At 60.4% G+C, this 12,463-nt stretch carries 14 protein-coding genes; 10 read left to right on the top strand and 4 right to left on the bottom strand.

Annotated features, from left to right (window positions below):
- Positions 1-6: 6 nt before the first annotated feature.
- From rpsP to trmD, 6 genes are read left to right on the top strand one after another with little or no spacing between them, the layout of a single operon-like run.
- Positions 7-396, top strand: a complete 390-nt coding sequence (rpsP, locus tag ACR0MI_RS20815; RefSeq protein WP_170612020.1) for a 30S ribosomal protein S16 — start codon at positions 7-9, stop codon at positions 394-396.
- 13 nt (positions 397-409) lie between these two features.
- Entirely contained in the window at positions 410-1,045 is a 636-nt protein-coding gene (bluB, locus tag ACR0MI_RS20810; RefSeq protein WP_170612022.1) for a 5,6-dimethylbenzimidazole synthase, read from the top strand.
- A gap of 16 nt (positions 1,046-1,061) precedes the next feature.
- The gene (locus ACR0MI_RS20805; RefSeq protein ID WP_170805713.1) at positions 1,062-1,199 is read left to right on the top strand and encodes a hypothetical protein; all 138 of its coding nucleotides are present in this window, start codon (positions 1,062-1,064) and stop codon (positions 1,197-1,199) included.
- Complete coding sequence (gene rimM / locus ACR0MI_RS20800) at positions 1,192-1,695, top strand: ribosome maturation factor RimM (protein ID WP_170612026.1); 504 nt, start codon at positions 1,192-1,194, stop codon at positions 1,693-1,695. The genes ACR0MI_RS20805 and rimM overlap by 8 nt, the downstream gene beginning before the upstream one ends.
- Positions 1,695-2,510 carry a hypothetical protein gene (locus ACR0MI_RS20795; protein ID WP_170612028.1) on the top strand — a complete coding sequence of 272 codons (816 nt, stop codon included), beginning with the start codon at positions 1,695-1,697 and terminating at the stop codon, positions 2,508-2,510. Before rimM ends, ACR0MI_RS20795 begins: the two co-directional genes overlap by 1 nt.
- The gene (trmD, locus tag ACR0MI_RS20790; protein WP_170612030.1) at positions 2,507-3,322 is read left to right on the top strand and encodes a tRNA (guanosine(37)-N1)-methyltransferase TrmD; all 816 of its coding nucleotides are present in this window, start codon (positions 2,507-2,509) and stop codon (positions 3,320-3,322) included. Before ACR0MI_RS20795 ends, trmD begins: the two co-directional genes overlap by 4 nt.
- A 322-nt stretch (positions 3,323-3,644) precedes the next feature.
- On the opposite strand, the gene ACR0MI_RS20785 is transcribed toward trmD, so the two are convergent.
- Positions 3,645-4,595 carry a GlxA family transcriptional regulator gene (locus ACR0MI_RS20785; RefSeq protein ID WP_480855526.1) on the bottom strand — a complete coding sequence of 317 codons (951 nt, stop codon included), beginning with the start codon at positions 4,593-4,595 and terminating at the stop codon, positions 3,645-3,647.
- A 172-nt stretch (positions 4,596-4,767) separates the two neighbouring features.
- Between ACR0MI_RS20785 and ACR0MI_RS20780 the strand changes: the two genes are divergently transcribed.
- From ACR0MI_RS20780 to ACR0MI_RS20765, 4 genes are read left to right on the top strand one after another with little or no spacing between them, the layout of a single operon-like run.
- Entirely contained in the window at positions 4,768-5,478 is a 711-nt protein-coding gene (locus tag ACR0MI_RS20780; protein ID WP_170612034.1) for a GntR family transcriptional regulator, read from the top strand.
- 7 nt (positions 5,479-5,485) lie between these two features.
- A complete protein-coding gene (locus ACR0MI_RS20775) occupies positions 5,486-6,403 on the top strand; it encodes a dihydrodipicolinate synthase family protein (protein ID WP_170612036.1) in 918 nt (305 codons plus the stop codon).
- A gap of 3 nt (positions 6,404-6,406) precedes the next feature.
- On the top strand, positions 6,407-7,903 hold the full coding sequence (locus tag ACR0MI_RS20770) for an aldehyde dehydrogenase (RefSeq protein WP_170817242.1): 1,497 nt from the start codon (positions 6,407-6,409) through the stop codon (positions 7,901-7,903).
- Complete coding sequence (locus ACR0MI_RS20765) at positions 7,900-9,240, top strand: NAD(P)/FAD-dependent oxidoreductase (RefSeq protein WP_170612039.1); 1,341 nt, start codon at positions 7,900-7,902, stop codon at positions 9,238-9,240. Before ACR0MI_RS20770 ends, ACR0MI_RS20765 begins: the two co-directional genes overlap by 4 nt.
- Positions 9,241-9,246: 6 nt before the next feature.
- Here the strand turns inward: ACR0MI_RS20765 and ACR0MI_RS20760 are convergent, their stop codons facing one another.
- The 3 genes from ACR0MI_RS20760 to ACR0MI_RS20750 all read right to left on the bottom strand — a co-directional run bounded on the left by ACR0MI_RS20760 (position 9,247) and on the right by ACR0MI_RS20750 (position 12,322).
- Positions 9,247-9,984: an SDR family oxidoreductase gene (locus ACR0MI_RS20760; RefSeq protein WP_170619202.1), complete on the bottom strand. Its 738-nt coding sequence runs from the start codon at positions 9,982-9,984 to the stop codon at positions 9,247-9,249.
- The gene (locus ACR0MI_RS20755; protein ID WP_170612043.1) at positions 9,981-10,712 is read right to left on the bottom strand and encodes an SDR family oxidoreductase; all 732 of its coding nucleotides are present in this window, start codon (positions 10,710-10,712) and stop codon (positions 9,981-9,983) included. The genes ACR0MI_RS20760 and ACR0MI_RS20755 overlap by 4 nt, the downstream gene beginning before the upstream one ends.
- Positions 10,713-10,774: 62 nt before the next feature.
- Positions 10,775-12,322, bottom strand: coding sequence for a trimethylamine methyltransferase family protein (locus ACR0MI_RS20750; RefSeq protein WP_170612045.1), 1,548 nt, complete (start codon positions 12,320-12,322; stop codon positions 10,775-10,777).
- Positions 12,323-12,463: the final 141 nt, after the last annotated feature.

Below are 12,463 nucleotides of genomic sequence, written 5' to 3'. Positions count from 1 at the left end.
ACCACCATGGCAATGAAAATTCGTCTCGCCCGCGGCGGCTCGAAAAAGCGTCCTTTCTACCGCATCGTGGCTGCTGACAGCCGCATGCCCCGCGACGGCCGTTTCATCGAGAAACTGGGCACCTACAACCCGCTGCTGCCGAAAGACAGCGAAGAGCGCGTGAAAATGGACATGGAGCGCATTCAGTACTGGCTGGACCAGGGTGCTCAGCCCACCGACCGTATCGCACGCATGCTGGAAGCAGCCGGCGCACGTGACAAGGCCGAGCGCAACAACCCCAATAAGGGTACCCCGGGCAAGAAAGCCCAGGAGCGCGCGGAAGAGAAAGCTGCAAAGGCTGCTGAAGCTGCCGAAGCCGCTGCCGCACCGACTGAAGAAGCTGCTGCTGAAGAATAAGCAAGGCGGGCGCGTGCAGGATCAGACCTTCAGTGATGATTTCCGCACGCAGTTCGATCTGCTGATGCGGCTCCGGCGCGATGAGCGCCGGTTCCGCACCGATGCCGTGGACGAGGCAGTGCTGTCGCGCTGCCTCGACACGTTTCGACTGGCCCCATCGGTGGGGCTGAGCGAACCCTGGCGCGTGATCCGCGTCAAAAGCGAAAAAGCCCGCACTGCGGCGCTTGAGAATTTCCAGACCGCGAATGCCGAGGCCCTTGCCGGGTATTCCGGTGAGAAGGCGCGGCTTTACAGCAGCCTCAAGTTGTCGGGCATGCGCGAAGCCCCTGTGCAGCTGGCTGTCTTCTGCGACGATGCCACGGACAAGGGTCTGGGGCTGGGCGCTGGCACGATGCCCGAGATGCGCCGCTATTCCGTGGTCACCGCGATCACCCTGTTCTGGCTGTCCTTGCGGGCCGAGGGGCTGGGGTTGGGATGGGTGTCCATTCTGAATCCCGACCGGTTGACGCAGGACCTGAAAGTGCCGGACAGCTGGCGCCTGATCGGGTATTTCTGCATCGGCTGGCCCGAGGCGTTGTCAGACACGCCGGAACTGGAGCGTGCCGGTTGGGAAAATCGTCAGGACAGTCTGACCGTCGAGGTGCGATAGACTTATGTTTGGGCTGATGCGGCTTCCCATCCTGCTGATGATCGCTTTTATTGTCGGCGTGTTTTTCGAACGCAGCAATCAGCGCGACGCCTGTGCCACGCGCGGAGACTGGCAGGACGGAGTTTGTGTGACGGTGGAAGGGTCCAATGACTGATCTGATCTGTGTAGGCAGTATCGCCGGGTCTTACGGCGTGCGGGGCGAAGTGCGGTTGAAAAGCTACTGCGCGATCCCCGAAGACATCGAATCATATTCCCCGCTGACCGACGAAAGCGGCGCGGAGCGGTATCCGCTTGTGCTGACCCGGACGATCAAGAACGGCTTTGCCGCGCGGCTGGGTGGAATTGAAACAAAGGAGCAGGCCGATGCGATCAAGGGTCTGCGCCTGTTTGCGCGGCGCGACCAGTTGCCCTCGCTGCCGGATGACGAGTTTTATCATACGGACCTGATCGGGCTTGAGGTCTATGACACCGGCGGCACGCTTCTGGGCCGGGTGAAATCGGTGCAGAACCATGGCGCGGCAGACCTACTGGAACTGCAGGGGCCGGGGATGAACACCACGGTTCTGCTGCCCTTCACTCTTGAGGTCGTTCCCACGGTCGATCTGGATCAGGGTCGTATCATCGCCGACCCGCCGGAGGGTCTGCTGTAATGCGGCGGATAATGCTGCATCTGGGCCTGCACAAAACAGGCACCACTGCGGCACAGTCCTTCCTGTATGAAAACCGCGAGTTGATCTGGCCCCATTTCGCGCTGGTGCTGCCTTACAAGACCCGCAAGACAGGGCTGTCCGGTGCGGCCACCCGTCACTCGGTCTATGGGACAGTGGGAACGCTGGCCGAGTTTGGCGGCCAGATGCGCGAGTTTTTGGATACTTTGGAATTCGGAACCAAACGCGGGCTGATCCTGAGCGAAGAGAACTTCAGCGGCCTGCGCCCTAGTCGCAACCTGAGCCAGGGCTACGCTGCGGCCCCGGATCTGGCCGCGTGTATCGTCGACTCGATCCGACAGCGGCTGGTCGGAGAGGATCTGGACATAACGCTCTATCTGTCGCTGCGCCAGCGCGGCGCGTGGCTGCGCAGCCTGTGGGCGCATGATTTGCAACGCACGCGGATGGTGCAGGATTTCGAAACCTTCCGTGCCAACCTTGATCAACTGCCTTCGCTTGAGGACACGGTGAACAGCATTCGGGACAAGCTGCCAGCGGTCACCGTGCAGTCGGAATGGCTAGAAGACATGCTACAGCGCCGTTTTGGCCCCGGTGCGCCATTTGCAGAGTTCCTCATGTTGTCACGAGACAAAACCGCCCGGATTGTACCGCCGAACAAGGTCAATCCCAGCCTGCCGGAAGACACATTGATCGAGCTTCTGGCGTTGAACCGGTCACGACTGGACGAGGCCGCGCTGACCCGTCAGAAAGCTGCGATCATCGAATCTGTGCAGGACGAGATCTACGGGACCCCATGACTGACAAGCCCAACAAATCCCATGGCCGCAAGGCGATCCGGCCCACGCTGAAACCACGCGAATTGATAACGCCGACACCCGATCTGCATGGCGTGTGGAAAGCCAGGATCATCACGCTGTTCCCGTCGGCCTTCCCCGGCGTGTTGGGCGAAAGCCTGACCGGCAAAGCCCTGCAAGAGGGGTTGTGGCAGTTGGAAACGATCGATCTGCGCCGGTTTGGGGTCGGCAAGCACCGCAATGTCGATGACACGCCGGCCGGCGGCGGGGCCGGAATGGTCCTGCGCCCGGATGTTCTGGGCGAGGCGATTGAACACGCGATGGCGGGCGTTCAGGGCAACTGGCCCCTGATCTACCTCAGCCCGCGCGGCCGGCCGATGAACCAGGCCATGATGCAATCGCTGGCGCGATGTGAGGGCATGACCTTGCTGTGTGGCCGCTTCGAAGGTGTCGATGAACGGGTGCTGGAGCATTACGGCGTTCAGGAGGTTTCGCTTGGTGATTTCGTCATGACCGGGGGCGAGATTGCAGCACAGGCCCTGATTGACGCGACTGTCCGGCTGATCCCCGGCGTGCTGGGCAATCAGGCTTCGACCGAGGATGAGAGTTTTTCGTCGGGGCTGCTGGAACATCCGCAATATACCCGCCCCGCCGAATGGAAGGGGCGGCCGATCCCCGACGTTCTGATGTCCGGACACCATGGCCGAATCGCTGAATGGCGTCACAGCATGGCCGAGAAGCTGACTCGGGACAGGCGTCCGGATATCTGGGAGAGCTACAGCAAATCCAAGAGCGGCGATTCTGAAGCGGAGTGACCCGTCTCGCCCAACTGCGTGCGCGAAACGAAGGCCATTTATTCAATTTCTGACTGCATTTCTTAAGAGGATGCCACAGTTCGAAGAAATACGACAAAAAATTACATAGAACTGACACGATCTGGCAATCGTTGCGCCCCTTTCCTGAGACAAAAACAATCAATCCTGCCTGCCATTTGACCAGTACAGTTTTAACGAGGGGGTAACTGGGCAGGGTCAGGGGGTGAGCGCCTGACCGGTCTGATTGTCATCTGGTCATGAGGCTCCCCCCGCCCAATTATCCTCTCCATTCCGTCCGAGGCGCAGCGGCCGTTGTTTGTAATCAGTTGATTTTTGTCTTTTGCATATGCGGGGTTACGCCAAAACTGGATCTGTACACGCGCGAAAAATGCCCGGGGCTTTCGAACCCGCAGGCCAGCGCAACCTCGGTGACCGAGGCCTCGGTCTGAAGCAGCAGATTCTGGGCCCGTTCCAGGCGCAGCTCCATGTAGTACTTCTTGGGGGACGTGTTCAGGTATTTCCCGAACAACCGCTCCAACTGGCGTGCGGAAATCCCGATTTCTCCGGCGATTTGCGAGGGCGAAACCGGTGCATCGATACTGTCGCGCATGATCCGTATTGCCCTGGCCAGATGGGCGTTTCGCATCCCGTTGCGGGACTGGAGCGAAACGCGCTGTGTTGCGGTGGCATTACGCACCGCGTTGTAGACCATCTGATCGGCAACGGCGACTGACAGTTCCCGGCCATGTTCCTTTTCGATCAGGTGCAGCATCAGGTCCGCAGTGGCGGTGCCACCCGATGCCGTGATGTGCTTTTCGTCAGCCGTAAACACGCTGCGCACCAGATTTACCTCGGGAAAGGCTTCCATGAACGCGTCGTGGTATTCCCAGTGAATGGCGGCCTGCATTCCGTCCAGGAAACCGGCCTCGGCCAGCACCCAGGCGCCTGAACACAGCGCGCCGATCCGCGTTCCCCGGGCACGCTCGCGACGCAATGCAGCCAACAACGGGCGCGTGACGTGTTTGCGCATTTGAATACCGGACAAGACGAACAACTGATCAGCCTTGGGCAGTTTATCCAGCCCGGAATGGACCAGCGTCACCGACCCGTTTGAACATACCGCCTGTTCGCCATGTTCCGAGGCAAAGGACCACTCGTACAGGTCTTTACCGCTTTCCAGATTGGCGATTCTCAGCGGCTCGACGGCACATGAAAACGCCAGATGCGAAAATTCCTCAACCAATATGAAGGTGATGTGCTGCGTCTGCTGCATGTCGGTTTCCGTTTGCTGGGCGTCGGCCTGCGACCCCGTGGCGAAGTTTAGGTGATGCTGCACTATTTTTTACTGTATACAAGTTGTATTTTTATCGAATACAAATCGGCCAGCTACTCGGCGCCCACGCGATTCGCAAGGGTATGCATCGGGGCTTGGCAAAGGATTTGGGATGAAAGAAGACGGCAAATCACGCAAGGCAGACCTGAGGGAGCACCTGAAGGTGTCCATTCTGACCCTGCGCCTGCGTCCAGGTGCCGATCTTGACGAGGCGCATCTGTCGGATGCCTTTGGCCTGTCCCGGACCCCGCTGCGCGAGGTGTTCAGGCAATTGGCGGGCGAAGGGTATTTGGATCTGCGCACCAACCGCAGCGCGCGCGTGTCCGAGATGTCCTATACCACCCTGCGCGACTTCTTTCTGGCCGCGCCGATGGTCTATGGGGCAATTCTGCGTCTGGCGGCCCTGAACGCAACGCCCCGGCAGATCGATGACCTAAAGGTGGCGCAGCAAAAGTTCAAAGAGGCATTGCGGACCGGGTCGCCCGAGGATCGTGCCTTGGCCAACAACCGCTTTCACGAAGTGACCGGCGAGATGTCGGCGAATGTCTATCTGCTGCCGTCGTTCAACCGGCTGCTGATCGATCACGCCCGCATCGGTATGACCTTTTATCGCCCCCAAAGCGTTGAAATGACCGAAAACCTGTCCGAGGCGAGCCGCCAGCATGACGCTATCATCGCCGCCATCGAAGCGCGCGATGAAGTGGCTGCTTCGCAGCTGGCGACCGATCACTGGAACCTGTCGCGCGATCAGATCGAACTTTTTGTGATGCCTGAGGCGCTGAATGTCCCGATGGGTGCCCCGCCCCTGTCGAAACCTGCATGAGGACGGAATGAACCCGATTTTCAGATTTGAGGGGATCTACACCCCTGTCGTAACCCCCTACCACGCAGATGGCCAGGTCAACTGGGACGCCCTGTCCGACGTGATCGAATACCTGATCGGACATGGTGTGCACGGGTTGATCTCGGGCGGCTCGACCGGCGAGAACTATGCGCAGACCGTTGACGAGCGTCTTGAGCTGGCAAAATTCACGCATGAGCAGTTAAAAAGCCGGTTGCCGCTTGTGGTCGGCACCGGTGCGATGCTGACACCGGATTCAATCGCGTTGGCCGCGGGCGCGCGCGAGATTGGCGCAGATGCCATCCTGCTGGCCAGCCCGCCCTATTCGGTACCGACCGACCGCGAAAACGCGCTGAACGCACTGGCCATCGACAAGGCAGCAGACCTGCCGGTGATGCTGTACAACTATCCGCATCGCACCGGCACGATGATGGGCGAAGAGTTCCTCGACCGCGTCGGCCGCAGCCGAAATATCTGCGGCATCAAGGAAAGCTCGGGCGATATCAACCGGGTCCACCTGCTGGCGCGGGACTATCCGCATATCCAGCTGGGATGCGGCATGGACGATCAGGCGCTCGAGTTCTTTGCCTGGGGTGCACCGTTCTGGGTCTGTGGTGGGTCGAATTTCCTGCCTGCCGAGCATGTTGCGCTCTACAACGCCTGTGTGATCGAAGGCAACTTTGCCAAGGGCCGCCGGATCATGTCCGCGATGATGCCGCTGATGCGGGTGCTGGAACAGGGCGGCAAGTTTATCCAGACCATCAAGCATGGCGTGACCATGAACGGGATCGACGCGGGCGCGATGCGGCCTCCGCTGAAGGGGCTCAACAAGGACGACAAGCGCGCGCTGGAACAGGTGACGCGTGTTCTCAGACAAAAAATCGCAGACATTGTGGCGGAGGGTTAAGGCATGGGATTGCTCACTAGGGACGAATACAAATCCATTGCTGCCAATCTGGAGCTGCCGACCGGCGCGTTCATAGATGGCGCATTCCGCCCGGCGATGTCCGGCAAGACGTTTGAGACCGCAAACCCGGCCACCGGCGAAAAGCTGACCGATATCGCGGCCTGCGGAACCGCGGACGTGGATTTTGCCGTCGAAAAGGCGCGCGAGGCGTTTGACGATGGGCGCTGGTCGAAACTGCACCCGTCCCAGCGCAAGGACGTGCTGATCCGGCTTTGCAAGCTGATGACGCGCAACGCCCACGAACTGGCGGTGATGGAGAGCATCGACAGCGGCAAGACCATCTATGACTGCGAAACCGTGGACGTGCCTGAAACCATCCACTGCCTGAAATGGCATGCCGAGGCGATCGACAAGATTTACGATCAGGTCAGCCCTGCCAGCGACGATCACATTGCCATGGTCGTGCGTGAGCCGATCGGTGTTGTGGGCTTGGTGCTGCCGTGGAACTTCCCGCTGCTGATGTTGGCGTGGAAGATCGGGCCTGCTTTGGCGGCGGGCTGTTCGGTCGTGGTGAAACCAGCGGTAGAAACCACGCTGACCGCGCTGCGCCTGGCTGAACTGGCGATGGAGGCCGGACTGCCACGCGGTGTTCTGAACATCGTTCCGGGTGGCGGCGCCGACGTGGGCGAGCCCATCGGGCGGCATATGGATATCGACATGGTGTCCTTCACCGGCTCCACCGCCACCGGCAAGCGGTTCCTGACTTATTCGGCCGAAAGCAACGCCAAGGAAGTGGTGCTGGAGATGGGCGGCAAAAACCCCGCTATCGTGATGGAGGATGCCGAAAACCTCGACCGCGTGGCGGCGCACGTGGTCAATGGCGCGTTTTGGAATATGGGTGAGAACTGCTCGGCCTCGTCACGTCTGATCGTGCACAAGGATGTAAAGGCCGAGCTGCTGGAGCGCATCGCCCATCACGCCAAACAATGGAACATCGGCGACCCGCTGGACCCGGAAACCCGCATGGGTGCGCTGGTCAGCGAAGGCCATTACAACAAGGTTTGCAGCTATCTGGATCAGGCCGATAGCGTCGTGATTGGCGGCAAGGCGGACAAGGGTTTTGTCGAAGCCACGGTCGTCGAAGTCCCCGGCAACGACGCCACCCTGGCACGGGAAGAAATCTTTGGCCCGGTTCTGTCGGTAATCGAAGTGTCGGGCTTTGATGAGGCCATCAAGAGCGCCAACGACACCGATTATGGTTTGTGCGCCTCGATCTTCACGGCCAATGCCAAACGCGCCATTCGTGGCGCGCGGGCAATCCGGGCGGGAACAGTCACGGTGAACAGCTTTGGCGAAGGCGACATAACCACACCATTCGGGGGATACAAGCAGTCGGGCTTTGGTGGCCGCGACAACTCGGTCCACGCACACGACCAGTACACCCAGTTAAAAACAATCTGGATCGATCTGGCCGACGATGCGGACGAGGCAGTGGATTGAGCCGGTACGAAGCAAAACGGCTGCCGCGCCAAACCGGCGCGGCGGGGTGGAATGCCATTCTGCCCGCTCAGACACCGCTTCCTGAGCTGCAACAGGACCTGAGCGCTGACATCACCATCGTTGGCGGCGGGTTTGCAGGCCTCAGCACGGCGCGACGCCTGCACCAGCTTGATCCTTCCCTGAAGATTGCCGTGCTTGAGGCCGGGCGGTTCGCGGAAGGGTCAGCCGGGCGGAATTCGGGCTTCATGATCGATTTGCCGCATGATCTGGCCTCGGACAATTACGCGGGCGACGGGCTTGAGGCCGACAGGGCCACCATCGCGCTGAACCGAAAGGCAATCGCTTTTGCGCAGCAGGTGGCCGAGGACTGTGTCCTGTCCGACGAGGTGTTCGATCCCTGCGGCAAATTCAACGCCGCTGCCACCCCGTCAGGCGATCTGCACAACCGCGAATATGCCGCGCATCTGGAACGGCTGGGCGAACCCTGCACCCTTTACGATCAGCAACAGATGCAGGAACTCACGGGCAGTCCACATTACACCTCGGGCCTGTTTGCGCCGGGGACTGTCATGATCCAGCCCGCAGCCTATATCCGGGCATTGTCAGCACATCTGGCCGGGCAGGTTGATGTGTTCGAAAACTCGCCGGTTACAGGCTTTGAAAAACAGGGAAACGGCTGGGTTGTCACGACCCCAAAAGCCCGGGTGACGACCGGACGGATTGTGTTGGCCAACAACGGGCATGTCGAAAGCTTTGGGTTCTACCAACGTCGGTTGATGCATATTTGCCTTTACGCGTCACTGTCAGCGCCTCTGACCGACGCTCAGATCAAAACGCTGGGTGGGCAATCGCGCTGGTCGGTGACACCGGCGGATCCGATGGGAACATCCGTGCGGCGCATCTCGGGCAGTTATGGCGACCGGATCCTGATCCGGACCTGTTCAAGCTTTCATCCTTCGATCGAGACGACAAACATGCGCCTGCGCAATGCGGGCTGGGTGCATGACCGTAAGTTCCGCGAGAGATTTCCGCATTTGCCGGACGTAAAAATGGAACACCGCTGGGCCGGAATGCTGTGCCTCAGCCGCAATGGCGCGGCCGCTTTTGGCGAACTGGACGACGGGGTTTATTCCGCCTGTTGCCAAAACGGGCTGGGCATTGCCCGCGGGACATTGCAGGGAATGGGCATTGCCGAGCTGATCCTGCAGGGCGGGTCGGACATTGCCAGTCATTTTCTGGCCCAACCGGAGCTTCCGCGCCTGCCGCCCGAACCCTTCGCCTCGCTGGGCGCCAACACCTACCTGATGTGGAAGGAATGGCGGTCAGGCAAGGAATGATCTGCCCTATCCCGGCAGGCTGAGCTTTGCCATGCGTCCGCCGTCGATGGTATAGACCTGTCCGGTGACAAAAGCCGCGTCATCTGATGCCAGAAATGCGACAAGGGCCGCAACCTCTTCCGGTGCTCCGGTTCTGGACACGGGGTGGATGCGCCCGATATTCCGGCGAAATGCTTCGGGATCCGGCATCGAGGCGATGAAATCCTCGTTCAGGTCCGTGTCGATCCAACCCGGCGCGACTGCGTTGCACCGGATGCCCTCGGGCCCGTGATCGACCGCGACCGCGCGGGTCAGCCCGTGCAGTCCGGCCTTGGACGCCCCATAGGCCGCATGTCCGGGGTTGCTGCCCAGACCTTCGATCGAGCCGGTGTTGACGATGTTGCCGTGCGTTTTTCGCAGGTGCGACAAGGCGGCCTTGATCATGAGAAACGGTGCCGTCAGGTTGACCGTCAGGGTCCGCTGCCAGTCGTCCAGGCTCATGTCCTCGACCGAGGCTTCCTGCATCATCCCTGCATTGTTGACCAAAACATCAAGGCGCCCGGCCTTCGCAATCAGTTCATCGATCACCTGCGCCGGGCTGTCAGGTCTGGTGAAATCCGCAGCGATGCCTTCAAATTCTGTGTCCGCCCCACGCTGGGCCGTGAAGACGCGCGCGCCTTCTTGCTGCAGCCTGACCGCGATGGCACGGCCGATACCGCTGCGGCCGCCTGTGACGAGGGCAACCTTGCCTTGGAATCGGTTCATGTGACTGGCTTACCTCCGTTGACCTCAACCAATGTGCCGCAGACATAACGCGCCGCGTCCGAGACAAGAAACAGGACGACATCTGCGATGTCATCAGGCTCGGCAATCCGTCCCAGGGGGACAGTTGCACCCAATTCGGCCACGGCAGTATCCGGATCGAACCCGCGTTTTGCAAAACCGGACCTCAGCATGGGCGTGTTCACTTCATTCGGGCACACCGCGTTGATGCGAATGCCCTGATGCGCGTGGTCCATTCCCATGCACTGCGTCAGCGAGGCGATGGCCGCCTTGGTCATACAATAAACCGCATGGTTTGGCCCCGGCCGCAAGCCCCAGCACGATGCCGTATTGACGATTGCCCCGCCCCCCGATTGGGCCAGGATCGGAATCGCGGCCCGACAGATTCTGAACGGTGCTTCGACATTGACACCCAGGGACAGTGACCAGTCATCATCCGTGGTTTCGGTGACGGTGCCCCGCGTTATCACGCCCGCATTGTTGATCACGATGTCCAGCGCGCCCAGAAGGTCCGCGGCCGCTTGGGGAAGCGCGTCGCTGTACGAAGCGTCCCTGAGATCACCGGGCAGGTGGGCTTCGGCCTCGATCCCGTCAACTGATCTGTCCGCCACGGCAACATGCGCGCCGGCCTGCCGCAATTGGCGGACAATTGCTGCGCCGATCCCTCCGGCAGCTCCAGTAACCAGCGCCTTTCTTCCATTCATTTCCATTTCAATTTCCCGATCAAAAAAAGACCCGCCAATTTCAGGCGGGCCAGTGGGGGGAGAGATCATCAATACGTCTGGTTCAGTTCGTCCGCTGCCGGTATTTCCCGTTCGCGGCGCGCGATGTAGTCCAGCAGTTCCTCGTTCTTGGCCAGATCCAGCGTGGGCTCCTGATATTCGGCCAGCAGCTTGCGGGCGTGGTTCAGAGCGCGTTCGGTGATCTCAACCTCGCCCTCAGCCGTCCATTGCTCGATCGAATTGTTGTCAAACATTTCGGGCATGAAGAACGCGGTCTGGAAATTGTCCTGTGTGTGCGGATGACCCAGATAGTGACCGCCCGGCCCCACATCCGGCACCGCAGCCAGAGCCTGATCGAAATCGTGCCATTTCGGACCTTCGGCCATGCGATAGGCCATGGCGCATTGTTCAGCATCCACGATGAACTTGGCGACCGAACAGTGCATCCCGGCCTCGTTCCAGCCCGCCGAATGCCAGATGTAATTGGCCCCCGCATGAATAACAGCCTGCAGGGTCGTGGCAGATTCGTAACCGGCCTGCGCATCGAAGGTCTTGGCCCCGCCAAGCGTGTTTGAAGTACGCCACGGCACGTCGTAGTACCGCGCCATCTGACCAATCATGAAATTCATCAGACTGATTTCGGGCGTGCCCGCCATCGGTGCGCCGGATTTCATCGACACGGTTGACAGGTAGTGGCCGTAAATCGCGGGCGCGCCCTTGCGGATCACCTGTGTGTAGGCCAGCGCGCTCAGCGCCTCGGCGTTCAGCTGCGCGACGGTCGCGGGTACGCTGGCGGGCGTGTTGGCACCGCCCAACACGAAGGGCGAGCACAGTACCGGCTGCTTGCGGCGGCAGAAGGCACGCATCGCGCCCAGCATGGTTTCGTCCCAGACCAGTGGCGAGTTGCCGTTGCAGTTGCCGGTGGTGACGGGGTGATCCTCAAGGAACTCTTCCCCGAACAGGATTGCGCACATGTCCATCACGTCCTCGGCGTTTTTGGGGCTGGTGGTCATGCCCATGAACGTCTTGTCCGAATATTTCATCGAAGAATAGGTGATGCGCAGGTGGCGCTGACTGATCGGGTGATCGTAGGGTTCCACGATATGATGGGCCGACGAATGCAGCGCGGGCATCATGTGGCTCAGCTTGTGGAACATGGCCAGATCGTCCAGCGTCGGATTGCGGCGCACGTCGTCGAGATCACGCAGGAACGGCGCGCCGGTCATCGGCACGAAGATCGAGTGCCGGCCACCCAGCCGCACGTTCTTTTGCGGGTTGCGGGCGTGATAGGTGAAATCCGAAGGGATTGTGGCAATCAGTTCACGCACCAATCCGCGATCCAGATAGACCAGCTCTCCCTCGACCCTGGCACCGGCCTTTTTCCAGTCTTCCAGCGCAATGGGGTCGCGGAACTGCACTCCGACATTTTCCAGAATGTCCATCGAGGCGTTGTCGATGCGCTCAACCTGGGCGCCGTCCATCACCTCGCATAGCGGGATGCCCCGGGTCAGTCCGGGCAACATCTCAAAGTTTGGCGCGGTTCGCTTGGCGCGGCGGGCCGAGCGTCCGCCCGAGCGCGTTGCGGTACGAATGTTCATGGGGCAATCCTCCAATCTTGTTAGACAGAATGGGGGATTCGCAGGTCGCGCACCTCACTGATTCCGAAATCTGTTTGCAGGAACCGACACCGTTTCAAAACCAAAAGCGAAGCCCCCCTTCGAGGGAGGTACGGGGGGGGT

It is taken from the genome of Ruegeria sp. D4 (assembly GCF_056534475.1).
This window is presented reverse-complemented; position numbering and strand designations above follow the sequence as displayed.